Below are 25,516 nucleotides of genomic sequence, written 5' to 3' on the forward strand. Positions count from 1 at the left end.
GACAGAGCAAAACAAAATGTAATGAACTGTTCACACCATGACAGATTCCATCAAGATACCGCTTTTGTCTGCCGCCGACGGGCCGCCCGTCGAGGTGCTTCGCCCTGCCGGGACGGCACCTTTGGTGCTGGTGTGTGAACACGCCAGCCCTCTCATCCCCGAATCATTGGGCGATCTGGGCCTTGCCCCGGATGACCGGATGTCCCATGCAGCATGGGATCCCGGCGCGTTCGAATTGGCGCTGGCCCTGTCCGACCGATTGGATGCGCCCTTGGTTGCCGCCCGGTTTTCGCGGCTCGTTTACGATTGCAACCGCCCGCCCGAAGCGGCCTCTGCGATGCCCGCCCAAAGCGAGAGGATCGCCGTGCCGGGCAACGCCGCGCTTGGCGAAATCGCCCGCGCCGCCCGCACTGCCGCCCTGTACACCCCGTTTCACGCCGCCCTGAGCGACCAGATCACCCGGATGGCGCAGCCCGCTGTCGTATCGATCCACAGTTTCACCCCCACCTATTACGGCCAGCCGCGCGACACCGAACTGGGCGTGCTGTTCGATCCGCGCGACGACCGGCTGGCGCGCGCCCTTCTCAACGCCCCCGGCCTGCCCCTGCACCCCGAACCCAACGCCCCGTATGGCCCCGGTGACGGCGTGCTGCACACCCTGGAACGTCAGGCCATTGGCACCGGATTGTTGAATGCCATGCTGGAAATCCGCAACGACCTGTTGACCAACACCACCGAAATCGCCCGGATGGCCGATATCGTTGAACAGATGCTGACCCACGGGTTGTCGCGCTTTTCCCAACTTGGCGCGGCCCGGACATGAGTATCGCGCGCCGTTTTGTCGCCGTGGTGGACGGGATGAACCACCGGATCGGGCGCATCGTGATGTATGGCATCTTTGTCATGGTCGGGATTTTGCTGTGGTCGTCGATCAGCAAAACCTTTTTCCTGCCCGTGTCCTGGACCTTGGAAATGGCCCAATTTTCCATGGTGGCCTATTACATGCTGGGTGGTGCCTATTCGATCCAGCTGGGCAGCAACGTGCGCATGGATCTGCTCTACGGAAGCTGGTCACCACGGCGCAAGGCCGCCGTCGATGCCTTTACCATCTTCTTTCTGATCTATTACCTCGGGGTGCTGCTTTATGGTGGTCTTGGGCTCGCTTCGCCTATTCCTTTGGCTATTGGGGCACCGAATATCTGGGGTATTATGTTGGCCTTGTCACCGGCAGCGAGGAAATCGGCCGGCTGGAGCGTTCGCCCACTGCATGGCGGCCCTATCTGTGGCCGATCAAGGTGGTGATGGTCAGCGGCCTGTTTATGATGCTGCTTCAGGCACTGTCGGAATTTACCAAAGATATCATCCGCCTGCGGGGGCGACATCTGATGGAATATGAATTTATCGCGCTGCTGATGTTCGGCACGATGATGCTGTTGCTGCTGACGGGGCAACGGGTGTTTGGGGCCATCGGCGCCGTAGCGGCGATTTCGGCGGTCGCGCTCTATGGCACCGGCGGGATCGACATTCCGTTTTCGTCAGCAATGAAGCTGATGAAGTGGTATCCGCTTTTGACCCTGCCGATGTTCATCTTCATGGGCTATGTCCTGTCGGAATCCCGCATCGCGGATGATCTGTACCGGATGTTTCATGTCTGGATGGGGCCGGTGAACGGCGGGCTGGCCATCGGCACGATCCTGTTGATGGTGCTGATTTCCGCCATGAACGGGCTGTCGGTGGCGGGCATGGCCATCGGTGCCACCATCGCCCTGCCCGAACTGCTCAAACGGGGCTATGACAAACGCATGGTCACGGGGGTGATTCAGGCCGGAAGCTCGCTTGGCATCCTTGTGCCGCCTTCGGTGGTTCTGGTCCTGTATGCGATGATTGCGCGCCAACCCGTGGGGCAATTATGGCTAGCCGGGGTTATTCCGGGGCTGATGATGGCGGGGATGTTCATCGCCTATATCGTGATCCGCTGCCGGGCCAATCCGGCCCTTGGCCCCACGATCCCCCCCGAGGAACTGGCCCTGATCACCCCCGCCGAAAAACGCCGCCTGCTGCGCGCGGGGTTGTTGCCGCTGTTCATCTTCGCGGCGATGATGGTGCCCTTCGTCAACGGCTGGACCTCGCTGGTGGAAAGCAGCGCCATTGGCGCGATGACGGCCTTTGTCGCGGCGGTTCTGAAACGCCGTATGACACGGGAAGTGTTTGAAAACTCGGTCAGAAACACCCTTGGCATTTCCTGCATGTTCATGTGGATCATTCTGGCGGCTTTGGGATTTGGCGCCGTCTTTGATGGCCTTGGCGCGGTCAAGGCGATCGAAAACCTGTTCACCAACGAATTGGGCCTGTCGCCCTGGATGATCCTGATCCTGATGCAGCTCAGCTTTATCCTCATGGGGACGTTTCTGGATGATACGGCCATGCTGGTGATCGTCGCGCCGCTTTACATTCCGCTGGTCGATGCCCTTGGGTTCAACCTGATCTGGTACGGCGTTCTTTATACGATCACGACGCAAATCGCCTATATGACCCCACCGTTCGGGTATAATCTGTTTTTGATGCGCGCCATGGCCCCGGATCAGGTCAGCCTGTCAGACATTTACCGCTCGATCGTGCCCTTTGTCGGGATCATGGTTCTGGCCCTCGCAATCATCATGGCCTTTCCCGAAATCGCCCTGTGGCTGCCCGATTATGTCTATGGAAAATAACGATAAAGACCCCGAATGGGGCGTCACCCACCACCAAGGAGAACCGAAATGACCACAAGACGCAAGTTTATCGCAGGGGCCGCCACTGCCCCCGCCGCCGCGCTGGCCACCCCGGCCCTCGCACAATCCAAGATCAAATGGCGGATGCAAACCTATGCCGGCCCCGCTTTGGCCGAACATGTGATCGACCCGGCAATCAAAAGCTTCAACGCCATTGCCGGCGATCAGATGGAAATCGAGCTGTTCTACGCCGATCAGCTTGTCCCTACCGGAGAGCTGTTCCGCGCCATGCAACGCGGCACCATCGACGCGGTGCAATCGGACGATGACAGCATGGCATCCCCCACAGATGTTACTGTTTTTGGTGGGTATTTCCCTTCGCGTCGCGCTACTCCCTCGATGTGCCGGTGCTGTTCAACCAATATGGCCTGAACGAAATCTGGGACGAAGAATATTCCAAGGTCGGCGTAAAACACATTTCCGCCGGTGCCTGGGATCCCTGCCATTTCGCCACCAAGGAACCGATCCGCTCGCTCGAAGATCTCAAGGGCAAGCGCATCTTCACCTTCCCCACCGCCGGGCGGTTCATGGAGCAGTTTGGCGTTGTCCCCGTCACCCTGCCCTGGGAAGACATCGAAGTGGCCGTGCAAACCGGCGAATTGGACGGGATCGCATGGTCGGGCATCACCGAGGATTACACGGTCGGCTGGGCCGATGTGACGAACTATTTCCTCACCAACAACATTTCAGGTGCATGGGCCGGGTCGTTCTTTGCCAATCAGGATCGCTGGAACGAACTGCCCCCCATCTTCAGGAATTGTTCCGGGTTTGCTGTGATCAGAGCCATTATTATCGCCAGTGGTGGTATTGGGGCGGCGAAGCGTCGCTGCGGGTCAACGGCTCCAAGCTGGAACTGACCAGCATCCCCGACGCCGAATGGCAGACCGTGGAAGATGCGGCTCTGAAATTCTGGGATGAAATCGCCGCGGAAAGCCCGACCAAAGCCCGCGTTGTCGAAGTGTTCAAAAAGTACAATTCTGATATGGCGAAAGCCGGACGCCCGTATCGCTATAGTTGATCTTTCACTTTTCCAACAATCGGGCGCGCAGCACTGCTGCGCGCCCGCCACGTTCCAAGCCCACACCAAGGATCACGCGCCATGCCCCAGCTTACCCTCGATACCCTGAAAGATATGGCCGACAACGGCGAGGTGGATACCGTTCTGGTTTGCCTCGTGGATATGCAGGGCCGTTTGATGGGAAAACGCTTTCATGTGCGTAATTTCCTTGAAAGCAGCCATGCCGAAACCCATTGCTGCAACTACCTTCTTGCCACCGACCTGGAAATGGCCACCCCCGATGGCTATGCCGCGACATCATGGCGTCACGGCTATGGCGATTACGTAATGCAACCTGATATCAGCACTTTACGGCTTGCCCCCTGGTTGGAGGGCACGGCCATGGTGATCTGTGACGTGCTGGATCATCACAGCCACAAGCCGGTCCCACATTCACCACGACAGGTGTTGAAAACACAACTCGAACGGCTGGAAAGCATGGGTTTTTCGGCGATGATGGCGACCGAGCTTGAATTTTTCCTTTTCGCTGACAGTTTCGATACGATCCGCAAAGGTGGTTTTCGCGATCTGCAACCGATTTCCGCCTATAATGAGGATTACAGCATCCAGCAAACCACCCGCGAAGAAGCGGTGATGCGCCCCATCAGGAACCACCTGTATGACGCTGGAATCCCAATAGAAAACTCGAAAGGCGAGGCCGAAACCGGGCAAGAGGAATTGAACATCCGCTATGCGGGGGCGCTGCTGTGCTGCGATTATCACACCATTTCAAAACAGGCGATCAAGGACATCGCCTGGGCCAAAGGCGTTGCCGCGACCTTCATGCCGAAATGGCACCGCGACAAGGTTGGGTCCGCCGCGCATATCCATCAAAGCCTTTGGAAAGACGGAAAAAATGTGTTTCATGATCCGGGCGCCGATCTGGGCATGTCCGATCTCATGCGCAGCTATATGGCCGGGCTGATCGCCTTTGCCCCCGACACGACGGTGTTTCTGGCCCCCTATGTGAACAGCTATAAACGGTTTGTCGCGGGCACCTTCGCGCCAACCAAAACCGTCTGGAGCGTGGACAACCGCACCGCCGGTTTCCGCCTTGTTGGGGCGGACACCAAAGGCGTGCGGGTCGAATGCCGCATCCCCGGGTCGGACATCAACCCCTATCTCGCCTGTGCCGCGCAGATCGCCTGCGGTATTGCGGGAATAGAACAGAGCCTCCCCCTGGCCGATCCCATTCGCGGTGATGTTTACTCTGCCGAAGTCCCTGAAATACCACGCACATTGCGCGACGCGACGGAAACCTTGCGCAGCTCTGACATGTTGCGCAAAGCCATGGGCGACGACGTGATCGACCATTACGTCCGCTGCGCCGAAGTAGAGTTGGAAGATTTCGACCGCGCCGTTACAGATTACGAAATAGCCCGGGGATTCGAGCGGGCATAAGTGGGTTTTCCGCCCTGTTTCAACCAAAGATGGAGCCGACATGACCAAGACCTTGCAATGCATCTCACCGATCGACGGTTCGGTCTATGCCGAGCGCCCCACGCTGGATTTCAACGGCGCCGCCGTGGCCGTCGCCCGCGCCCGCGAGGCGCAACAGGAATGGGCCGCCCGCCCCCTGTCTGAACGCGTGGCGCTGGTCATGGCCGGGGTTGCCGCCGTGGGTGCGATGAACGATGAAATCGTGCCCGAACTGGCCTGGCAAATGGGCCGCCCGGTGCGCTATGGCGGTGAATTCGGCGGGTTTGAGGAACGGGCCAGTTATATGGCCGGGATCGCTGAAACGGCACTGGCCCCCATGGTGATCGAAGAATCCGACAGGTTTTCACGCCGGATCGAACACCGCCCCCACGGTGTGGTTCTGGTGGTCGCGCCATGGAATTATCCTTACATGACAGCAATCAACACCGTCGCCCCCGCCCTGATCGCGGGCAACGCCGTGCTGTTGAAACACGCCACCCAGACGCTTTTGGTGGGGGAACGCATGGCGCGCGCCTTCCACGCCGCAGGTGTGCCCGAAGAGGTGTTTCAGGCGGTGTTCCTTGATCATGAGGTCACCAGCGGGCTGATTTCCGCGCGGGCCTTTGGGTTTGTGAATTTCACCGGATCGGTTGGCGGCGGCAAAGCCATGGAACATGCTGCCGCAGGCACCTTTACGGCAGTTTCCACCGAATTGGGCGGCAAAGACCCCGGATATGTCATGGAAGACGCCGATCTGGACGCCGCAGTGGACACGTTGATTGACGGGGCAATGTTCAATTCCGGACAATGTTGCTGTGGGATTGAACGGATTTACGTCCATGAAAAGCACTTTTCCAACTTTGTGGATCGTGCCGTGGCGATTGTCGAGGGTTACAAACTGGGCAACCCGTTAGAACAGGACACCACCATCGGCCCCATGGCACACCGCCGTTTTGCCGATGAGGTGCGCGCCCAGGTAAGCGAGGCGATTGCCGATGGGGCAACGCCGATGATCGACGCCAAACGTTTTGCCGGAAATGACGGTGCCTATGTCGCGCCGCAAATCCTGACCAATGTGAATCACGACATGCGGATCATGCGCGACGAAACCTTCGGCCCCGCCGTGGGGATCATGAAAGTGTCTGGCGACGCCGAGGCGATTGCCCTGATGAACGACAGCCAGTTCGGCCTGACCGCCGCACTCTGGACCCGCGATCTGGACCGGGCCAACACCATTGCCGCACAGATCGAAACCGGCACGGTATTCGCCAACCGCTGCGATTATCTTGACCCGGCCCTGTGCTGGACCGGGTGCAAGGATACCGGGCGGGGCGTGGGGCTTTCGGAACTGGCCTATGGCGCTTTGACCCGGCCAAAATCCTTTCACTTCAAGAAGGTATAAGAATATGAACGCGAACTGGTCCTATCCCACCGCAATCAGGTTTGGCGCCGGGCGCATTGCCGAAATCGGTGATGCCTGCCGCGCGGCGGGCATCACCCGGCCCCTGCTGGTAACCGACAAGGGACTGGCGAACATGGAGATCACCACCCACACATTGGCCCTGTTGGACAAAGCCGGGCTGGGGGGCCCTTTTTGCCGATGTCGATCCCAACCCGAACGAAAAGAACGTCGAAGCGGGCCTGAAGGTGTACCGCGACGGGGGCCACGACGGCGTGGTGGCGTTTGGTGGTGGATCGGGCCTGGATCTGGGCAAGGTTCTGGCCTTCATGGCCGGGCAAACCCGCCCCTTGTGGGATTTCGAGGATATCGGCGATTGGTGGACCCGCGCCGATGCGGATGCGATTCACCCCATTGTCGCCGTCCCGACCACGGCCGGCACCGGCAGCGAGGTGGGCCGCGCCAGCGTGATCACCAACAGCGTGACAGCCGAGAAAAAGATCATCTTTCACCCGAAAATCCTGCCCGCAGTGGTGATCTGCGACCCGGAACTGACCGTTGGCATGCCCCGCGCAATCACCGCAGGCACCGGCATGGATGCCTTTGCCCATTGTCTTGAGGCCTATTGTTCGCCCCATTATCACCCGATGTCGCAAGGCATCGCGCTTGAGGGGTTGCGGCTGGTGGCCGAAAATCTGCGTGTTGCATATAACGACCCCGGAAATCTGGCGGCGCGGGCTGAAATGATGTCGGCGGCAATGATGGGGGCGACGGCGTTTCAAAAGGGGCTGGGTGCGATCCATGCGATCAGCCATCCGATTGGCGCGATGTACCACACCCACCACGGCACCACGAATGCAGTGGTGATGCAGCCCGTCCTGCGGTTCAACCGCCCCGCCGTCGAGGCGCGGCTGGCAAGGGCCGCTGCCTATCTGGGGATTGCGGGCGGGTTTGACGGATTTTACGATTTTGTCGGTCAGTTGAACAGCGATCTGGGCATCCCCGCCAACCTGACCGCCCTTGGCGTGACGGCGCCCGATCTGGACAGGATCGCCGCCTCGGCTCTGGCCGATCCGTCATGTGGTGGCAACCCGGTGGAACTGACGGCGGAAAATATCCGCGCGCTGTTGGATACCTGTTTCTGATCAGAAGATTGCGGCGGGTTCTTCACAAACGAACCCGCCCGATTGCTGCACCGAAATCGCACCGCGCGCATTGCCGGCCGCAAGACATGTCGCCAATGGCGCACCTGCCAGCCAACGATCAAGAAACCCACTGTTGAAGGCATCGCCCGCGCCAGTCGTATCGACGACGCAAACGTTTTCAGCGGGCGATTGCACCGTTTCACGTTCACTGCGCGCCACCGCACCAGCAGCCCCGCATTTGGTGACCGTAAGCGGGGCAAAGGGCGGTTGAACCCCCAATCGGGCCAGCTGCGCCACCTCTTCCTCGTTCGGGAAAAACACATCCACCCCGCCAACCAGTTCAAGGTGAGCGGCCTTGGTGTTATCGTCCCAACTGCAATCGAGCGAAATGCTCAGCCCCGCCGCACGCGCGATGTCGATCAGGCGCGGCGCCTCGGCCAGGGTGGCCAGTTCGCCAATATGCAGATGGCCAACCCCCAGCCCCAGCAGATCGGCGGTGGTCAGATCAGGCAGCGCGCGCCCCACCCTGCGGGTCAGAAAGGCGCGATCACGGGCGCCGGACATGGCCACGGTGATCTGCGGATCGCCCGGTGGGGCAGGCAGACACAGATCGTGCCCCACGCCCACGGCGGCAACATCGCCCCGCACCTGATCCTGAAAGGGGGCGCGGGCCAGAAGGCGGCCAGATGCGCGGGGCGGCCCAATTGCGCCAGATGCGCCGCCGTGATCACCGCCCCGCCCCCTGCCCGCAGGTTGAGCGATCCGGCGTAAACCTCTTGCCCCAGGGTTGGCATCCGGGGCAGATCGCCAAACACCAGATCGCAATAGAGGCGCCCGACGCACAAAACCCCCGGCGGGCGGGATGGATCGCTCACCGCAGGGCCTGACCGGTGATGGCATCAAAAAAGTGCAGGGTTTCGGGGCGGGCGTTCAAGGTCACCTCGGCGCCGACCTCGGGTGGGGTGCGGCCATCGGCCTTGGCAATCACCTCATCCCCCGCGCCGGTATCGACATAGATGAGCGTTTCCGGCCCCAACGGCTCGCGCACAGTGACCGTACCGCGGACAACGGCAACGCCTTCGCCAAGGCCCAGATCATCGGGCCGCACCCCCAGCGTAACCGCGCCATCGGCATGGCCGGGCACGGCGATTTCGCTGCCTGTCTCCAGATGCAAAACGCCACCGCTGGCGCTGGCCGGCAGCATGTTCATCGACGGTGCCCCGATAAACCGGGCAACAAAGGTGTTGGCAGGGTTGTGATACACATCGGAAGGCGTGCCAACCTGTTGGATGTGGCCGTCTTTCATGATGACGATCCGGTCGGCCATGGTCATCGCCTCAACCTGATCGTGGGTGACGAAAACGATGGTATTGCCCACCCGTTGGTGCAGCTTCTTGATTTCAAGGCGCATTTGCGTGCGCAATTGGGCATCGAGGTTGGACAGGGGTTCATCAAACAGAAACACCGCCGGATCGCGCACCATGGCCCGCCCGATAGCGACGCGCTGACGCTGCCCACCGCTGAGCTGGTTCGGTTTGCGATCAAGCAGGTCTGTCATATCGAGAATGCCCGCCACCTCGTCGATGCGCGCCTCTTTGTCGGGTTTACTCATCTTGGCGGTGCGCAGGCCGAAACCAATATTCTTGCGCACCGACATATGGGGGTAAATGGCATAATTCTGGAACACCATGGCGATGTCGCGTTCCTTGGGTTCCAGGTTGTTCACCTGTCGCCCGCCGATCTCGATGCTGCCGCTGGTCACTTCCTCAAGCCCCGCGATCATCCGCAGGGTCGTGGATTTACCGCACCCCGAGGGGCCGACGAAAACGACAAACTCGCCGTCTTCCACCGCAAGGTTGATGCCGTGCAGCACCTCGGTCTTGTCATAGGTTTTCACCAGATCGCGCAGGGCAAGGGTGGCCAAAAGTCAGTCCTCCGATAGGGCGGCAAAGGCCGTGTCAAGTTGGGTTGCGCCATCGTTTCGGCGTTGCTGGCGCGTCTCGCCCGACGCGACGAGACTGGCGAGCGACCTGCGGTAACAGGCAAGTGCATGGTCCAGCGCGGCGGGCGCCGGACCACCGGGGCGGTCGCGGCGGGCGACAAAGGTTTCAGGCGCGACCGCCGTACGAAAGGTCGGCTCATCGGTCCGCGGAACGCGTCCCTCTTCGCCTTGGAAGGCGGCGCTGAAGGCGGCATAGCCTTCGCTCAGGGGCTGACGCGCGGCAATAACCGCCCTGGCAGTCTGGGCGGCGACCTCGTGGGCCTGACGAAAACTAAGCCCCTCGTCGCGCACCAGAGTATCGGCCAGTTCAGTGATGGTAATGCAGGCCGCATCAGTATTGGCACGCACCCGGTCAGCATCGATCGAACAGGCGGGCAAGAAGGCCGTAAGCAGGTCAAGCACCCTGCCCCCACTGTCAAACGCGGCATAACCCGCCTGCTGGACCTCGCCCTCGCTGTCGTTCATATCGGTGAACGGGGTGTTGTGCATTGTGTTCACGATGGTATCGCAGCGCCCCACGGTGACGCTGGACAGGTGGCGCAGGTGTTCTATGGGCACCGGATTGCGTTTTTGCGGCATGATGCTGGAAATCTGGACCAGACTGTTGGGCACGTAAAGCTGGCCGACTTCAAAGGCACTCCAGAATGCCATGTCCTGAATGACACGGCCCAGATGCAGGAAAATCAGCTTTATCGCGGAATAGAGGCCCGTAACGTAATCGACCGAGGCGATACAGCCGTAGCTGTTCAGCAGCGGCGCATCAAAGCCAAGCAATTCCGCCATGCGGGGCCGGTCAATGGGGAAACCGCTGGTGGTGATTGCCGCAGCCCCCATGGGACAATGGGCAACCTCATCCAAGGCCGCGCTCAGGCGCGCGCCATCGCGCAGCAGCACTTCGATGGCCGCGCCAAGGTAGTGGCCAAAGGTGCTCGGCTGGGCCGGTTGGCCGTGGGTATAGGCAACGATCAACGTATCACGCTCGCGCACCGCCGTTTCGATCAACGCATCGGTCAGGCGCGTGAGCTGGACAAACATCCGGTGCCCGCGTTCCATCAGCACCAGTTTGAAAAGGGTGTGATCCATGTCATTGCGCGACCGCGCCGTGTGCAGGGCACCACCCAGATCACCAAGCCGGCGTTTCAGCTCGGCCTCGACGAGAAAAAAGTAGTCCTCATACTCGCCGGTATAGCTGAGCGCTGCAATGTCGGTTTCAGCCTCGATGGCGCGCAGGGCGCGGGCGATGCTGCGGGTATCATCCCGGGTCAGGATGCCGGTTTCACTCAGCATCACCAGATGCGCACGATTAATCGCCCCCATATGGGCGGCATAATGGGTTTTCACGCCTTCGAACAACGGCGCCAGCACCGTGTCACGGTAGGTCGGATCGGGAAATTGCGAGGTGTCGTTCATATCACTTTGACCTGTGTGTGCGGAAAACGTCGGCGCCTCCGGCGGGAGTATTTCGGTCAGTAAAAAGCGGGGTGATCTTTTTACTGATAAAAATACTCAAATCCGACAGGGGCCACAGGCGCACACTCATCCTTTGAGCCCCGCCATCACGACGCCGCGAATGATAAAACGCTGGAAGATCAGGAAGACCACCAGTGTCGGGATCGTCGAGATCGCGGCGCCGGTCATGATGAGTTCCCACGCCACGTCGGCCTCGTCTCCGAACGAGGACAGACCCACGGGCAGAGTGTACATTTCGACTGAATTCGTAACGATCAGCGGCCAGATGAATGCGGTCCAGTTGCCCAGGAACACAAAGATGGCCAGGGCGGCCAACGCGGGTTTGACCAGGGGCATGGCGACCGTCCACCAGATTTGCAGCTCGTTCAGCCCGTCGATGCGCGCGGCTTCGATGAAATCATCGGGAACAGTTTCAAAGAATTGTTTCATCAGAAACGTGCCGAAGGCCGTCATCAGCCCCGGGAACATGATGCCCCAATAGCTGTCGAGCCAGCCGAATTGCTGGCTCATCAGATACCATGGGATGACCAACATTTCAGTCGGGATCATCAGGGTCGACAGGATTGCGATGAACACGATGTAGCGACCGGGAAAGCGGAACTTGCACAGGGTATAGCCGACCAGGCTATCGAACAGGATGTTGGACATGGTGGTCAGCGTGGCAATGATGAGAGAGTTGGTGAACCAGCCGTAGAACCGCCCATCTTCAAGCACATAGGTGTAATTCTCGATTGTCGGCTCTTCGGGGATGAGGTTGATGTTATACACCTCATAGGGCCACTTCAGCGAGGTCGAGATCATATAGGCGATGGGCATCACCATCACGATGCCGCCCAGAAATAGCAGCACCCATCGGATGATCTGTCCCATGTTTGCGGGTTTTCTTGGCCCTTTGGTGGTCAGCAGTGCATCTGACGTGGGGCGAATTTCCTCGACGACAGCCATTATTTGTCCCTCAGGATGCGCAGTTGCAGCAGCGACACCACCAGCAGCACGGTGAACAGAACCACCGTCTGCGCGGCGGCATAGCCCATGTCGAATTTGGTGAACGCCGATTCATAGATCATCAGCACCAGTGGTTTGGTCGAATTGAGCGGCCCGCCCGGATTGTTGGTGGTCATGTTGAACACATGGTCAAATATCCGCAGGAACCCGATTGACGAAAAGACCACGATGAACACGATGGTGGGTTTAAGCAGTGGCAGGGTGATTTCCCACAGGATCGTCCACCAGCCCACGCCGTCAATGCGCGCCGCCTCGTAATAGGATTTCGGGATCGCGCGCAGACCGGCCATGAAGATGATGATCTGAAATCCGAGGCCCGCCCAGATTGCCGGAGCCAGAACCGCAGGCAGGGCGTTGGTGGTCGAGTTCAGGAATTCGATCTGCCCGATGCCCATGCTGGCGAGGAAATTGTTGAACAATCCTGTCGGCACCGGTTGGTAAAACCACCGCCAGACCCAGGCCATGGCGACCGCCGATGTCATGAACGGCAGGAAATACAGCATCCTGAGAAACCCGTGCATGAAGCGCAACTGATCGAGGTGATAGGCAATGATAAACGACATCACGAGGCTGATCGGTGTCCCGAGCAGCAGGTACAGGAACGTGTTGGCGAACACCTTCCAGAACACCGGATCGTTCCAGAGCTTTTCATAATTGTCCAGACCCGCCCAGGTGCGGCTGCCCAACAGGTTCCAGTTCTGGAACGAAATCAGGATCGCGTTGGCCGTGGGATAAAACCGGATCACGCCATAGAACAAAACCGGGAGCGCCAGAAAAGCCCAGGCCCAGACGATCTGTTTCTGTTTGATGGTCAGATTGCGATACATGGGGTGCCCCGCCCGCCGAAAGCACCGCCCACCCCTTGCGGGGTGGGCGCAGGGTGGTCAGGCCACCCGTTTCGGCTTACTTGCTGTAATAATCGTCAAGCAGTTTCTGCTCTGCCTTGGCGGCGATGCTCAGGCTTTCGGCCAGAGGCATGTCTTGCAGGGTCATCCGCTCGACCATTTCAACCAGCACCTGGCGCTGGCCGCTTTCGTCGGCAAATTTGGTGGTGTGGGCATAGGCCAGCCCGCGAATGAACGGGCCATAGACCGGATCATTGGCGTTTTCGTCGGTCATGCCAACCGAGGGCTTCGCGGGAAGCTCGCCCACGACCTCAAGCCACAGTTGCATCGCCTCATCCGAGGTGAGATATTCCATGAACTTGACCGATGCGTCGAGTTTTTCGCCCTTGGCCTTGGTGGTGATCGCATTGACCCAATAGGACGAATAATTCGACCGCGTTCCATCCGCCGCAGCGGGCAGTTCGGCAACGCCCCATTTCAGGCCGCGAATATCAGCGAGTCGGTTCGATACGGAACGAACCATCAATGTGCATCCCGGCGCGTCCGGCCTTGAAGGCCGCTTGCGGTTCATCCATGAAACCGATGGACGTGACCGGATCGTCGCCCATGAACAGGTCGGAATAATACTTCAGCGCGGCACGTCCGGCGTCGCTGTCATAATTCACCGTCTTGTAGTCGTCGAGATAGGGGTCGCCACCGAACTGGCGCACCAGCCCCTCGCGCCACCAATGGTGATCCTGCGCGGTCATTCCGGCGGTGATGCCCACCTGGGTCATATTGCCCGCGCCATCCTTTTTGGTCAGCTTTTTCGCGTCGGCCACCAGCTCGTCCAATGTTTCGGGCGGGCTGTCGATTCCGGCCTCGTCGAACAGGCGTTTGTTGTAAAACAACGCCAGCGAACGCACCGCAGTGGGCAGCGCCCAATATTGATCGCCTTCGCGCATGGCCTTGACCATCGGGAAGAATTCCTCGTCGATCTTGTCAGCCGGGAAGGCATCGGCGGGCAGCGGTTGGATCAACTGCGCGTCCTTGTAGTCCGTCAGCCAGCCATAGAACAATTGCACCACATCCGGCCCCTCGCCCGCCGGGATCGCCGCCGCAACCTTGGTGCGATAGCTGTCATAGGGGAAGGTGGTCATCTTGACGGTGATGTCGGGATTGGCCGCTTCGAATTTCTCGATCAGCTGGTTCATGGCATCGACACGGGCGTCATAGAAATACTGCCAATATTCGATTTCAACCGCATGGGCGGCGGTGCCCATCAGTCCCGCCATGGCGGTCACGCCGGCAAGGGCAAGGCCCCGGATGGCTCCAAATTTCATATCTGTTCTCCCGGTTCGACACCCTTGGGTGCGTTTGTGGTGAATTCTGGGGGTCTTTGCCCACCTGAATCGTGATTAACTCAATCCAGTTGAATTAACAAGCCGTTTGCGCTAATCCGTCGGAATGGTTGTAAAGCTGGATCAGATTGTCGGCGCCAACGCCGAACGCTCGCGCAGCCACAACCGGCAGGTGGTGCTGGGTCAGGTGCGCCGAGGCGGGCGTATGGGGCGGGCCGAAATCGCCCGCGCTTCGGGGCTGAGCACACAGGCCGTGTCCAACATCATTGCCGATCTGGAACGCGACGGATTGCTGGAGGCACAGGGTCGCTCGCAAGGGGGCGGGGCCTTCCGGCGATCCAATACGCGGTGAACCCGACGGGGGGCTTTGCCTTTGGCGTGGAAATTCGCCCCGGTGCGGTGTTTGCCGTGATGCTTGATCTGATGGGAAACGAGGTGTTCAGCCGCCGCTGCGCCCTGCCCCAAAGCACCCCCGAGGCGATCACCGCCCGCGTTCTGGCCCTGCGTGACCGGGCGCTGGCCGAAACCGGCGTGCCGGGTCAGCGCATTCTCGGGGTGGGCGTGGTGGTGCCGGGGCCGTTCGGCACAACCGGTCTGGCCGATGAGGCAACCGAACTGCCCGGATGGGAACAGATCGACATGACCGCATGGTTCAGCGCGGCCTTTGGCCTGCCGGCCCATGTGGAAAACGATGCCAACGCCGCCGCCATGGCCGAACATGTTTCCGGTGTGGCCCGAACGCTGGGCCATTTTGCCTTTCTCTATTTTGGCACCGGTCTGGGGCTTGGGCTTGTTTCGGGGGGGCAACTGGTGCGCGGGGCCTTTGGCAACGCGGGCGAAATCGGCCATGTGACGGTGCCAACCCCGACCGGCGGCGTGATTCTGGAACAGGCGGTCAGCCGGTTGTCGATTGCCCGTCATCTGGCCCGCCACGGCATCAAGGCCCCCGACAGCGCCACTTTGGCACAGCTTTATCAGGATCGCAGCGCGCCCTTGTTCGATTGGCTGGAGCGGGCCATTGATCCGCTGGCCCATGCCGTGGCACTGGTGGAAAACCTGTTCGACCCGCAGGCGATCATATTGGGAGGCGCCCTGCCCGAAACCATCATCGACCATCTGATTGCCGGTCTGCCTCTTGATGTTCGTTCCATCGCCAACCGCCCTGACCGGGCCACACCACGCCTGTTGCGTGGCGCTTCGGGGCGGATGACCGCCGCCCTTGGCGCTGCGTCCCTTGTCATCAACCGTACTTTCACACCGCAACTTGCCGTTGCTGTCTAACCGGAAAACCCTGCCATGCCTTCACTCGCCCCTCTGACCGACGCCGCCCGCATCCACGGGCAACAGCCCCGCGTTCTGGCCCTGTGGAAGGCGCTGTTGCCCCTGCAATCCTGTGTCAGCTTCATGAGCACCGGCGCCCATCCCGATGATGAAACCTCGGCCATGCTGGCCGCCCTGCGCCAGCGCGGGTTTGATCTGTCCTATGCCTGTTCCACCCGGGGCGAAGGCGGGCAGAACGACATCGGCACCGAAAGCGGCGCCGATCTGGGCGCCCTGCGCACCGCGGAAATGGAGCGCGCGTCGGCGGCCCTGTCCCTGCGCATGTATTGGCTAAGCGAAACAGCGGATGATCCGATCACCGATTTCGGCTTTTCCAAAAGCGGGGTTGAAACTCTGGCCAAATGGGGGCGCGACCGCACCCTGGCCCGGTTCGTTCATATCCTGCGCCGTGAACGCCCCGATATCATCTGCCCGACGTTTCTGGATATTCCCGGGCAGCACGGCCATCACCGCGCCATGACCGAAGCCGCCCATCTGGTGATGGATCTGGCCGCCGATCCGGCGTTTACCGGCTGTGACCTGCCGGTCTGGCAGGTGAAAAAACTGTTCCTGCCCGCGTGGTCGGGCGCCGGACAGGCCTATGACGACGATCTGCCGCCGCCGCCCGCCACCACAACCGTGGCTGGCAAGGGGGCGGACCCGCTCAGCGGGTTCAGTTTTGAACAGATCGCCCAGCAATCGCGGGTTTTCCACGCGACTCAGGCCATGGGTCGCTGGGTCGCACCGGGCGAGGAACGTGATTGGCCCCTGCACCTGGCCGATTGCCGGATTGCCACCGGTGGCGATGATGTGGGCGCCGGTCTGCCCCTGCGTCTGGGCGACCTTGCCGGCTTTGCCGGGGCGCCCGAAATCGCCGCCGCCCTTGGCACCGCGCAATCGCTGATCGATGCCTGCGTTGCCAACGTGACGGCCAATGGCCTGCCCACCCGCCTGTCACGGGCGCTGGATCACATCCGCACCGCCCGCGCCGCCTGCCCCGATCACGCCGCCCCCGAGGTGCAACACCGGCTGGCCCGCAAGGAACAACAACTGGCGGCTGCGATCCGCATTGCCGCCGGTGTGATGGTGGATGGCTATCTCGACCACGCGTTCCTGCGCCCGGGCCAGACGGTGCGCGCCGTCACCGAACAACGCGCGGGCACCGCCGAGTCGGTCAAGGTTGAGTGGCTTTTGCCCCCGGGCTGGACCAAGGACGGCGACAGCCTGAGCGTGGCCACCGATGCAACGCCCAGCGATGGTTACCGCGACACGTGGCTGGGCGACGCGCCCGATCTTCCGGCGGTAAAGGTCACCACCACCATCGACGGAATCGCCAGCGAAAGCCGCCTGCCCCTGCTGGTGCCGCCGGTGATCCTGCCCGCGCGCGCCGCCGATCTGACGCCGCACAACGCCCTGCTGAACCGGCAAGGCAAACGTCGCACGATTCCTGTGGGGCTGAACGACATCGTCCCAACCGGTGCGGTTCCGGCGCTGGACCTGCCCCCGGGCTGGAGCGATGAGAGCGACGCCAGCGGTTTCACCCTCACCGCCCCCGGGGATGTGACGCCGGGTCTTTATGACATCGCCCTGACGCTGGACGGCACGCCGGCCATGTCGGCGCACCCCATCACCTATCCCCATATCGCCCCCACGGCCCGCGCCGTTCCCGCGCACATTCAGGTGCGGGTGGTCGATGTGGCGCTTCCCGATGTGCATGTCGGCTATATCGGCGGCGGCCACGACCGGGTCGGCTATTGGCTGCAACAACTGGGTGTCGGGTTGGCCATGCCCGACCCAGCCCGGGTCAGTGACGACGATCTCGATCAGCTCGATACCATCGTGATTGGCATCTTTGCGGTGAAATTCCGTGACGGGTTGGCCGCGCTGATGCCCCGACTGCATGCATGGGTTGAACGGGGCGGCACCCTACTGACGCTGTATCATCGCCCGTGGGATGGCTGGGATCCCGACACCATTCCGCCCCGGCGGCTGGAAATCGGCCAACCTTCCCTGCGCTGGCGGGTGACCGATGAACAGGCCGAGGTGACCCATCTGGCCCCCGATCACCCGCTGTTGAACACACCCAATGTCATCGGCCCCGACACATGGGCGGATTGGCACAAGGAACGGGGGCTTTATTTCGCCAAATCCTGGGACGATGCCTATCGCCCGCTGCTGGAAATGGCCGACCCGGATGAGGCCCCGCAGCACGGCGCGCTTTTGGTCGCAGATATCGGCAAGGGGCGCCATATCCATACCTCGCTGATCCTGCATCACCAGATGGCGCGGTTGACGCCCGGCGCATTCGCGTTGTTTGCCAACCTGATTGCGCGCCGGGGCTGACGGGTGCTGCCGCCCCGCGACAACCTGCGCGGCGGGGCATGGATGCTGGCGGATCTGTCGCTGAACATCTGGGCCCTGAGCATCGTCAAGGCGCTGGGGCTTGGCTTTCCCCCGGCGCAACTGGTGTTTCTGCGGGCAGTGATCGGGCTGATCCTGATTGTGCCATGGGTGTGGCGCGGGCGGGCCGAATTTGCCGGGCTGCGCGATCTGCCGATCCACGCCCTGCGCGTCACCCTGTCGATCATCACCCTGACGGCCAGCTTTTTCGCCATCGCCCGCCTGCCCTTTGCCACCTTCACCGCGGTGAATTTCACCCGTCCGGTGGTGACAATGATGCTGGCCGCGCTGATCCTGCGTGAAACCATCGGCTGGGGACGATGGGCGGCGGCGGGCGTGGCGCTGATCGGGGTGGTGATCGCGGTCAACCCCGGCGCCCTGCCGCCCGGCAACGGGTTGCCCGTCCTGTTCATCGCGATCTTTGCCGGATCGGCGGCGGTGATCGCCACCCGCCGCCTGCGCGCCGCCCCGACATTGGTGATGATGACATTCTACACCGCCGGTCTGGCCCTGGTTACCGGCCCCATCGCCGCCTTTACCTGGGTGCCCATACCGCGTGAACATATCGTGCCGCTGCTCAGCATCGGGGTGTTTGCCCAATGCGCACAGGCCTGTTTCCTGCGCGCGCAATTCCACGGCGAGGCGGGCTTTTTATCGGTCCTCGGCTATCTGTCCCTGATCTTTTCCGGGCTGGTGGGGTATTTCGTCTTTGACGAGGTGCCAACCCCCGCCTTTGCCCTTGGCGCCTGCCTGGTGATTGTCGCCGCCCTCAGCGTCAGCTATGGCGCGCGGCGTCGCCGTTTGCCCGCGCTCTGAGGTCTGGTCTCAGGTCGTTGCTCCGTGATAAAGGGCGCCAACGATCATTCAAGGACAGGATTTCATGGCACCCAAATTCGGCTCAAGCGGCCTTCGCGGGCTGATCACCGAACTGACCGATACATTGTGCGCAAGCTATACCCGGGCGTTCCTCAGCCGGGCAAAACACGAGGGCATTCTTTTGGTGGCCGGCGACCTGCGCCCCTCGACCCGGCAACACCTGCGCGCCGTGGCCGCCGGAGCGCGCGATCTGGGGATCGACGTGGTGGACTGCGGCACCATCCCCACCCCCGCTCTGGCGCTTGAGGCCCAGCGGCGCCGCGCCCCGGCTGTCATGGTCACCGGCAGCCATATTCCCGCCGATCGCAACGGGCTGAAATTCTATACCCGGCGGGGCGAAATCACCAAGGGCGACGAGGCCGCGATCAACGCCGCCCTGCGCGATTGGGACGGCCCGCTTGATCTGCGCGACCCGCAGACCGACACCGGCGTGGCGGATCTCTATATCAAGCGTTTCACAGATTTTTTCGCGCCCGATGCCCTGCACGGCCGGCGTGTGGGTGTTTATGAACATTCCGCCGTGGGGCGCGATCAGTTGGGTCAGGCGCTGCGCGCGCTGGGGGCCGAGGTGGTATGTTTGGGGCGATCCGAACACTTCATCCCCGTGGATACCGAGGCGGTGGACGACGCCACACGCGCCCAATTGCACGATTGGGCGACTGAAAACACGCTGGACGCCATCGTATCACTGGACGGCGATTCCGACCGGCCGCTGGTCACTGACGCAACAGGCCATGTCATTGCAGGCGATGTGATCGGCGCCCTGACCGCGCGCTATCTGGGGGCGCGGATCATCGTCACGCCAGTGTCGTCGAACACGATGATCGACGCCATGGATTTCGACGAAATCGTGCGTACACGCATCGGATCACCCTTTGTCATCGAAGGGATCGAAACCACATTGGACGAAAACCCACAGGCCCGTGTCGTCGGGTACGAGGCAAATGGCGGGTTCCTGTCGGGGTTTCCGGTCGAAGGGCCGCGCGGCCCGCTGTCGCCCCTGCTGACGCGGGATGCCTTTTTGCCGATCATTTGCGCATTGGCCGGGATCGCCGAAAACGGGCCGCTGACCGGACAGATCACCACCTTGCCCGCACGGCGCACCGCCGCGGACCGGCTGGTGGGGCTGCCGACGGAAACCTCGGCCCGGCTTATCGCGGCGCTGCGGCAAGATCGCGGCGCACGGGCCGATCTGTTTGCCGCCCTGGGCGATGAACAGGCGCTGGACCTGACCGACGGTCTGCGCGTGACCTTTGCCTCGGGCGAGGTGGCCCATCTGCGCCCCTCGGGCAACGCGCCCGAACTGCGCTGCTATGGCGAAGCAACGACAGAGGATCGCGCGCGCAAAATCGTCCGCGATACATTGGCCGAAATCAAGGCGCGCTATGGCTGATCAACGGTCGATTTGCGCAGATCATCATACCGACGCAGATCGGCAATCAACGCCGCCATCTGATCCAGCGGAATCATGTTTGGCCCATCGCTGGGCGCGGTGTCTGGCGCCTCATGGGTTTCGATGAACAGGGCCGAAATGCCAACAGCACAGGCGGCCCGGGCCAGAACCGGCGCAAATTCGCGCTGCCCGCCGCTGGTTCCGCCCTGCCCGCCCGGTTGCTGCACCGAATGGGTGGCATCAAACACCACGGGCCAGCCGATTTTGGCCATCACCGGCAAGCCACGGAAATCACTGACCAAAGTGTTATAGCCAAAGCTGGTGCCACGATCGCACAGCATGATGCGTTCGTTGCCGGTGCTGGCCACCTTGGCGGCCACATGGGCCATATCCCAGGGCGCCAGAAACTGCCCCTTCTTGATGTTCACCGCGGCGCGCGTTTGCCCTGCCGCCAGCAACAGATCGGTCTGGCGGCACAAAAACGCCGGGATCTGCACCACATCCAGAACCGCGCCTGCCGCGCGGGCCTGTTCCACGTCGTGCACATCCGACAGAACCGGGCACCCGATGGCATCGCGCACCCGGGTCAGTATTTCCAGCCCCGCGTCCATCCCCACACCTCGCGCCGACCCGACCGAGGAGCGGTTCGCCTTGTCAAAGCTGGCCTTGAAGATGAACGGTTTGCCGTTATTGGCCTTGGCGATGCCTTCAGCCATGAACAGCGCATGATCGAGGGATTCCAACTGGCACGGCCCGGCAATCAGGGCAAAGGGGCGCGCACCGCCCACCTCAACCGCGCCGACACGGATTATGCGACCGGGCACGCCAGCTCCTGCAAAACATGTTCAACCCGCACCACATCCTCGGGGTTGTTTACCTCCCAGAACACACGCCCCCGGCCATCGACCACAACGCAGCGCACCGCATGGCCGTTTTCCAGAAAGCGTAACTGTTCCAACCCCTCCAGCCGCTCCAACCGCCCGATCGGCCAACCCACATAGGCAGTGAGCGCCGAGGGGCGATAAGCGTAGACTCCCACGTGATGATAAACAGGAACGTCGCGGCTGAACGTCTTTTTCGGGTCGATATAGGGCAACACTTCCTTGCTGAAATACAGCGCATGCTGGCGGGCGTCGAACACGGCGGTGGTGGCACCCACGCGCCCCGCCTGCCGGTCGGCCATGAAATGCCCGTAACTTTGCGGATCACACTGCACCACCGGCGTGGCCACCTGCGCGGCGGTATCCTCGGCCATGGCGGCGATCAGATCTTCGACAAACCACGGCGGCGTCAGGGGCGCATCCCCCTGTACGTTGACGATCAGATCGGCGGTGATGTCATGGCGCGCCAAGGCATCGGCGCAGCGGGCGGTGCCGTTCTCACACCCGGGCGATGTCATCAGGACCGAGGCGCCGAAATCCTGCGCCGCATCGCGGATGCGGGCATCGTCGGTCACGACATACACGCCATCGACACCGCGCACCTGCATCGCCGCCTCCCACGTCAAATGGATCAGGCTTTTGTGCCCCCCCGGGCACCGCCAGCGCCACGAGGGGTTTGCCCGGAAACCGGGTGGAGGCAAAGCGCGCCGGGATCATCACAATCGTTTTCATCTTGCGCCCAGAGCTGCGGCCGATCTCAGTCAGTGCGTTCACAGGCCTTCCTTCCTTTTGGATCCACGCCAGTGAACCACATAACCGCGCCCATATTGCGGCAATCCCGTGAAATTGACAGGGGATCAGCCGCCTGAAAGGTCAACAATCACCTGCCGGGCCGTTTCAACATCGGCCTTTGTCGCATCGAATTGCCCCACCTGAAACCGGATCGCAATGCGCCCGTCCACCCGGGTCTGGGTCAGGTAAATGCGGCCATCATCGTTGATCCGGCGCACCAGATCAATTTGCGCCGCATCATCGCCCCCGCGCAGGCGAAAGGTGAACAGCGACAACATCGGCGGCGTCACGATTTCAAACCGCCCCATCCCGACCAGGTCGTTGCACAGCCCGTTGGCCCATTCCACATGGTTGCGCACCCGTGTGCGCAACCCTTCCAACCCGTATGAGCGGATCAGAAACCACAATTTCAGCGCCCGGAACCGCCGCCCCAGCGGCACCGACCATTCGGAATAATTGATCAACCCGTCATGACCATGGGTTCGTAGATACTCCGGTTGGATTGCCAAAGTCTTAACCAGATCGGCGGGTTCGCGCAGAAAATGCGCCGAACAGTCAAATTGCGCGCCCAGCCATTTATGCGGGTTGAACACCACCGAATCCGCCCCCGCCACCCCGGCCCAAAGGCTGCGGAATTCAGGACAGATCATCGCCGCCCCGGCCCATGCCGCATCCACATGGGTATAAAGCCCGTGGGCGCGCGCCACGTCAATCACCGCCGTCAGATCGTCGCAGGCGCCGGTTCCGGTGCCCCCGGTGCAGGCGATCAACCCCGCCGGGGTATGCCCCGCCGCGAGATCAGCACGGATCGCAGCATCCAGTGCGCCGGCATGCATCCCGCGCAATGGCCCGGTGACCGGAATACGCACCAGATTGTCCTGCCCGATGCCGGAAATCCAGATCGCGCGATCCACCGAGGTGTGAACCTCATCAGAGCAATAGACCCGCAGCCGCCCCTGCCCCGACAGCCCCTGCTGATTGCCCCGCCAGTCCAGCGCCCGTTCGCGCATGGTCAGCACGGCGGCCAGCGTGGCCGATGACGCGCTGTCCTGAATCACCCCGGTGAACGCTTCGGGCAGGCCGATCGCCTGGCGCAACCACGCCAGCATCACCGTTTCCATCTCGGTCGCGGCGGGCGAGGTTTGCCACAACATGCACTGTGCGGCGATGGTCGTGACCAACATTTCCGCCAGCATCGACGGCGGCGCCGCGTTGGCCGGGAAATAGGCAAAGAACCGGGGGTGTTGCCAATGGGTGATTCCGGGCATCACCACCTGTTCGAAATCGGCCATGATCGCGTCCATGGCTTCGGGGAGTCCGGTGGGCTGGCGGGCAGTTGCGCGGCAATTTCACCCGGCGCGGTCTGGGCGCGCACCGGGCGGTCACGCAGTGTCTTGTGATATGCGGCGGCCCAGTCCGACACCCGGGCGCCCCATTCGGAAAATTCATCCCACTCCATGGCGCATCATCCTTCTGCTGCCTGTCTTAGACCGCAGTTTTTCGCCGGGGAAAACCCTCGGGCGCCGGATGGGCGATGGTTTCAGGCCAGCCAGACGCAGAAAAATCCGACATTCTCGGCGTTCCACACGGCCCGCGCAGGCCCCAGCCCCTTGAGACGGTTCACGCCCGTCATGCCGTAACAGGCACCGCCCACCTCATCGTCAATCGTCCCCGCCGCATGATGCGACAATTCGTGCAGGAAGGTTTCAACCTGAGATTGCTCGAACATGCTGCGCTGGGGCATGGCAAAGAAGTTGGGACCAAGCCGCATCGGCAAACGGGACGGCGCGGCGTCAGTCTGGCGTAGCCCGTCAATGAACGACGTGTGCCCTGCCCCACCGCCGCTGGCCGTGTGTGGGCCTGACAACATGTCGGCGTTGGTGTTGCCAAAAGTCGCCTCGTAGGTAACGTCAAAACTCTGCCCGGCGATCCGCAGGTGCATGGCCGTCAGGGACCGGTCCAGATCCGCCTCAGCCGCCTTGATGGCACTCACATCGCCGCCCCCCATGACCCGCGAAAACACAGAACGATAGGCCGTTCCGCCCAGTTTGCCACCAACGATAGACTCAAGACAGCGCCTTGCATCACGATAGACAGCATCCACGACCAACATTTGTTGCGCGTCAAATCCATTGAATTTCGCCATAGCGAACGCCCTTTCCCGAGTTTCCTGATGCGAGGGGAGCATCACCCGACGCTACGTCAACTTAGGCCCGGCATTCCCACCGCACAATCCATTCATTCACAACCCAGGGTCCGGTATTCCAGCCTTGATCGGCGGCAATTCTTGCCACCCATTGATCAGGTGTTGAAGAGAAAGTGCAAGACATCGCCATCCTTGACGACATATCCCTTGCCCTCGATCTCGCATCTTGCCTGCCTCCTTCACTGCAGTTTCGCCGCCAAGGGTTACGAAATCGTCAAAGGCAATGGTTTCGGCGCGAATAAACCCCTTTTCGAAATCCCCGTGGATCACCCCAGCAGCCTGAGGCGCGGCGGTGCCGGTTGGAATGGTCCAGGCGCGGGCCTCTTTCGGGCCGACGGTGAAATAGGTCTCAAGGCCCAGCAATTCATATCCGGCGCGGATCAGACGATCCAGGCCCGCTTCCTCCAGCCCCAGTTCCGTCAGGAACATTTCGGCCTCGTCCGGCTCCAGCTGGCTGATTTCCTCCTCGATCTTGGCGGAAATCACCACGATGCCGGCGCCCTGTTCAGCGGCCATGGCGGCAACCCGTTCGGATTGGGCATTGCCCGTGGCGGCGTCATCTTCGGCCACGTTGCAGACAAACAGGATCGGCTTGCTGGTCAGCAGTTGCAGCAAGCGCCAGGCGCGCAGATCATCCTCGGCCACCTCGACCGTGCGGGCCGGTTTGCCGTCTTCCAAAACCGCTTGCGCAGCTTTCAACAGGCGTTCCTGCTGCACCGCGTCCTTGTCGCCGCCACGCACCTTGCGCGACAGCCCGGCCAGCCGGCGTTCGACTGAATCCAGATCGGCCAGCATCAGCTCGGTTTCGATGGTGTCGGCGTCGGCCACGGGATCAACGCGATCTTCCACATGGGTCACATCACCGTCTTCAAAACAGCGCAGCACATGGGCGATGGCATCACATTCACGGATATTGGCCAGAAACTGATTGCCCAAGCCCTCGCCACGGCTGGCCCCTTTCACCAGCCCGGCAATGTCAACAAAGGTCATCCGCGTCGGGATGATCTGCTTGCTTTTGGCAATTGCGGCCAGTTGATCCAGCCGCGCGTCCGGCACTGCCACCTCGCCCACGTTCGGCTCGATCGTGCAGAACGGGAAATTCGCGGCCTGCGCAGCGGCGGTGCGGGTCAGCGCATTGAACAGGGTGGATTTGCCCACGTTCGGCAATCCGACAATACCCATCTTGAAACCCATG

Annotated in this window: 19 protein-coding genes and 6 pseudogenes; 12 read left to right on the forward strand and 13 right to left on the reverse strand. The window is 61.6% G+C overall.

Features of this window, described 5'->3' with window-relative positions; all coding sequences use genetic code 11:
• Positions 1 to 37 precede the first annotated feature (37 nt).
• The 7 genes and pseudogenes from AC0L7P_RS14755 to AC0L7P_RS14785 all read left to right on the forward strand — a co-directional run bounded on the left by AC0L7P_RS14755 (position 38) and on the right by AC0L7P_RS14785 (position 7,791).
• Entirely contained in the window at positions 38 to 823 is a 786-nt protein-coding gene (locus tag AC0L7P_RS14755; protein ID WP_473433424.1) for an N-formylglutamate amidohydrolase, read from the forward strand.
• Positions 820 to 1,385: pseudogene (locus tag AC0L7P_RS14760) on the forward strand (TRAP transporter small permease subunit); the annotation flags it as partial. The gene AC0L7P_RS14755 and the pseudogene AC0L7P_RS14760, both read left to right, overlap by 4 nt.
• Positions 1,386 to 2,711: a TRAP transporter large permease gene (locus tag AC0L7P_RS14765; RefSeq protein WP_473435472.1), complete on the forward strand. Its 1,326-nt coding sequence runs from the start codon at positions 1,386 to 1,388 to the stop codon at positions 2,709 to 2,711.
• A 48-nt stretch (positions 2,712 to 2,759) separates the two neighbouring features.
• A pseudogene (locus tag AC0L7P_RS14770) lies at positions 2,760 to 3,789 on the forward strand (TRAP transporter substrate-binding protein).
• Between the two features lie 81 nt (positions 3,790 to 3,870).
• On the forward strand, positions 3,871 to 5,229 hold the full coding sequence (locus AC0L7P_RS14775; protein WP_473433425.1) for a glutamine synthetase family protein: 1,359 nt from the start codon (positions 3,871 to 3,873) through the stop codon (positions 5,227 to 5,229).
• Positions 5,230 to 5,269: 40 nt separating this feature from the next.
• Positions 5,270 to 6,649, forward strand: coding sequence for an aldehyde dehydrogenase family protein (locus tag AC0L7P_RS14780; RefSeq protein WP_473433426.1), 1,380 nt, complete (start codon positions 5,270 to 5,272; stop codon positions 6,647 to 6,649).
• Between the two features lie 4 nt (positions 6,650 to 6,653).
• A pseudogene (locus AC0L7P_RS14785) lies at positions 6,654 to 7,791 on the forward strand (iron-containing alcohol dehydrogenase).
• Here AC0L7P_RS14785 and AC0L7P_RS14790 read toward each other — a convergent pair.
• From AC0L7P_RS14790 to AC0L7P_RS14825, 8 genes are all read right to left on the reverse strand, one after another.
• Positions 7,792 to 8,355: a carbohydrate kinase family protein gene (locus tag AC0L7P_RS14790; protein WP_473435473.1), complete on the reverse strand. Its 564-nt coding sequence runs from the start codon at positions 8,353 to 8,355 to the stop codon at positions 7,792 to 7,794.
• Positions 8,325 to 8,666: a hypothetical protein gene (locus AC0L7P_RS14795; protein ID WP_473433427.1), complete on the reverse strand. Its 342-nt coding sequence runs from the start codon at positions 8,664 to 8,666 to the stop codon at positions 8,325 to 8,327. The genes AC0L7P_RS14790 and AC0L7P_RS14795 overlap by 31 nt, the downstream gene beginning before the upstream one ends.
• Positions 8,663 to 9,715, reverse strand: coding sequence for an ABC transporter ATP-binding protein (locus AC0L7P_RS14800; RefSeq protein ID WP_473433428.1), 1,053 nt, complete (start codon positions 9,713 to 9,715; stop codon positions 8,663 to 8,665). Before AC0L7P_RS14800 ends, AC0L7P_RS14795 begins: the two co-directional genes overlap by 4 nt.
• Before the next feature lie 3 nt (positions 9,716 to 9,718).
• Positions 9,719 to 11,203: a lyase family protein gene (locus AC0L7P_RS14805; protein WP_473433429.1), complete on the reverse strand. Its 1,485-nt coding sequence runs from the start codon at positions 11,201 to 11,203 to the stop codon at positions 9,719 to 9,721.
• Between the two features lie 126 nt (positions 11,204 to 11,329).
• A complete protein-coding gene (locus AC0L7P_RS14810; RefSeq protein ID WP_473433430.1) occupies positions 11,330 to 12,208 on the reverse strand; it encodes a carbohydrate ABC transporter permease in 879 nt (292 codons plus the stop codon).
• Positions 12,208 to 13,095 (reverse strand): carbohydrate ABC transporter permease, encoded by an 888-nt coding sequence (locus tag AC0L7P_RS14815; RefSeq protein ID WP_473433431.1) that lies wholly within the window; start codon positions 13,093 to 13,095, stop codon positions 12,208 to 12,210. The genes AC0L7P_RS14810 and AC0L7P_RS14815 overlap by 1 nt, the downstream gene beginning before the upstream one ends.
• 76 nt (positions 13,096 to 13,171) lie before the next feature.
• Complete coding sequence (locus tag AC0L7P_RS14820) at positions 13,172 to 13,636, reverse strand: extracellular solute-binding protein (RefSeq protein ID WP_473433432.1); 465 nt, start codon at positions 13,634 to 13,636, stop codon at positions 13,172 to 13,174.
• Positions 13,605 to 14,435, reverse strand: a complete 831-nt coding sequence (locus AC0L7P_RS14825) for an extracellular solute-binding protein (RefSeq protein ID WP_473433433.1) — start codon at positions 14,433 to 14,435, stop codon at positions 13,605 to 13,607. The genes AC0L7P_RS14820 and AC0L7P_RS14825 overlap by 32 nt, the downstream gene beginning before the upstream one ends.
• A gap of 124 nt (positions 14,436 to 14,559) precedes the next feature.
• On the opposite strand from AC0L7P_RS14825, the gene AC0L7P_RS14830 reads away from it, so the two are divergent.
• From AC0L7P_RS14830 to AC0L7P_RS14850, 5 genes are all read left to right on the forward strand, one after another.
• The gene (locus AC0L7P_RS14830; protein WP_473433434.1) at positions 14,560 to 14,805 is read left to right on the forward strand and encodes a MarR family transcriptional regulator; all 246 of its coding nucleotides are present in this window, start codon (positions 14,560 to 14,562) and stop codon (positions 14,803 to 14,805) included.
• On the forward strand, positions 14,802 to 15,734 hold the full coding sequence (locus AC0L7P_RS14835) for an ROK family protein (protein ID WP_473433435.1): 933 nt from the start codon (positions 14,802 to 14,804) through the stop codon (positions 15,732 to 15,734). Before AC0L7P_RS14830 ends, AC0L7P_RS14835 begins: the two co-directional genes overlap by 4 nt.
• 15 nt (positions 15,735 to 15,749) lie before the next feature.
• A complete protein-coding gene (locus tag AC0L7P_RS14840; RefSeq protein WP_473433436.1) occupies positions 15,750 to 18,116 on the forward strand; it encodes a PIG-L family deacetylase in 2,367 nt (788 codons plus the stop codon).
• Between the two features lie 3 nt (positions 18,117 to 18,119).
• The gene (locus tag AC0L7P_RS14845; RefSeq protein ID WP_473433437.1) at positions 18,120 to 18,989 is read left to right on the forward strand and encodes a DMT family transporter; all 870 of its coding nucleotides are present in this window, start codon (positions 18,120 to 18,122) and stop codon (positions 18,987 to 18,989) included.
• 64 nt (positions 18,990 to 19,053) lie between these two features.
• Positions 19,054 to 20,442 (forward strand): phosphomannomutase, encoded by a 1,389-nt coding sequence (locus AC0L7P_RS14850; protein ID WP_473433438.1) that lies wholly within the window; start codon positions 19,054 to 19,056, stop codon positions 20,440 to 20,442.
• On the opposite strand, the gene kdsA is transcribed toward AC0L7P_RS14850, so the two are convergent.
• The 5 genes and pseudogenes from kdsA to ychF all read right to left on the reverse strand — a co-directional run bounded on the left by kdsA (position 20,433) and on the right by ychF (position 25,515).
• Complete coding sequence (gene kdsA / locus AC0L7P_RS14855) at positions 20,433 to 21,266, reverse strand: 3-deoxy-8-phosphooctulonate synthase (protein ID WP_473433439.1); 834 nt, start codon at positions 21,264 to 21,266, stop codon at positions 20,433 to 20,435. The genes AC0L7P_RS14850 and kdsA overlap by 10 nt on opposite strands.
• Positions 21,251 to 22,055 (reverse strand): annotated as a pseudogene (locus AC0L7P_RS14860) (3-deoxy-manno-octulosonate cytidylyltransferase). The gene kdsA and the pseudogene AC0L7P_RS14860 overlap by 16 nt, the downstream one beginning before the upstream one ends.
• 125 nt (positions 22,056 to 22,180) lie before the next feature.
• Positions 22,181 to 23,574, reverse strand: a pseudogene (locus tag AC0L7P_RS14865) (pyridoxal phosphate-dependent decarboxylase family protein).
• Positions 23,575 to 23,655: 81 nt separating this feature from the next.
• Positions 23,656 to 24,261 (reverse strand): hypothetical protein, encoded by a 606-nt coding sequence (locus AC0L7P_RS14870; RefSeq protein WP_473433440.1) that lies wholly within the window; start codon positions 24,259 to 24,261, stop codon positions 23,656 to 23,658.
• 155 nt (positions 24,262 to 24,416) lie between these two features.
• Positions 24,417 to 25,515, reverse strand: a pseudogene (gene ychF, locus AC0L7P_RS14875) (redox-regulated ATPase YchF).
• Position 25,516: the final 1 nt, after the last annotated feature.

The sequence above is a fragment of the Oceaniglobus sp. K40-3 genome, from assembly GCF_055808395.1.

Bases quoted from the DNA above. Each gene is read 5' to 3' on its own strand.
- AC0L7P_RS14755 (WP_473433424.1), top strand. From the start codon at position 38: ATGACAGATTCCATCAAGATACCGCTTTTGTCTGCCGCCGACGGGCCG.
- AC0L7P_RS14765 (WP_473435472.1), top strand. From the start codon at position 1,386: ATGGAATATGAATTTATCGCGCTGCTGATGTTCGGCACGATGATGCTG.
- AC0L7P_RS14775 (WP_473433425.1), top strand. From the start codon at position 3,871: ATGCCCCAGCTTACCCTCGATACCCTGAAAGATATGGCCGACAACGGC.
- AC0L7P_RS14780 (WP_473433426.1), top strand. From the start codon at position 5,270: ATGACCAAGACCTTGCAATGCATCTCACCGATCGACGGTTCGGTCTAT.
- AC0L7P_RS14790 (WP_473435473.1), bottom strand. From the start codon at position 8,355: ATGTCCGGCGCCCGTGATCGCGCCTTTCTGACCCGCAGGGTGGGGCGC.
- AC0L7P_RS14805 (WP_473433429.1), bottom strand. From the start codon at position 11,203: ATGAACGACACCTCGCAATTTCCCGATCCGACCTACCGTGACACGGTG.
- AC0L7P_RS14810 (WP_473433430.1), bottom strand. From the start codon at position 12,208: ATGGCTGTCGTCGAGGAAATTCGCCCCACGTCAGATGCACTGCTGACC.
- AC0L7P_RS14815 (WP_473433431.1), bottom strand. From the start codon at position 13,095: ATGTATCGCAATCTGACCATCAAACAGAAACAGATCGTCTGGGCCTGG.
- AC0L7P_RS14820 (WP_473433432.1), bottom strand. From the start codon at position 13,636: ATGGTTCGTTCCGTATCGAACCGACTCGCTGATATTCGCGGCCTGAAA.
- AC0L7P_RS14825 (WP_473433433.1), bottom strand. From the start codon at position 14,435: ATGAAATTTGGAGCCATCCGGGGCCTTGCCCTTGCCGGCGTGACCGCC.
- AC0L7P_RS14830 (WP_473433434.1), top strand. From the start codon at position 14,560: ATGGTTGTAAAGCTGGATCAGATTGTCGGCGCCAACGCCGAACGCTCG.
- AC0L7P_RS14840 (WP_473433436.1), top strand. From the start codon at position 15,750: ATGCCTTCACTCGCCCCTCTGACCGACGCCGCCCGCATCCACGGGCAA.
- AC0L7P_RS14850 (WP_473433438.1), top strand. From the start codon at position 19,054: ATGGCACCCAAATTCGGCTCAAGCGGCCTTCGCGGGCTGATCACCGAA.
- AC0L7P_RS14870 (WP_473433440.1), bottom strand. From the start codon at position 24,261: ATGGCGAAATTCAATGGATTTGACGCGCAACAAATGTTGGTCGTGGAT.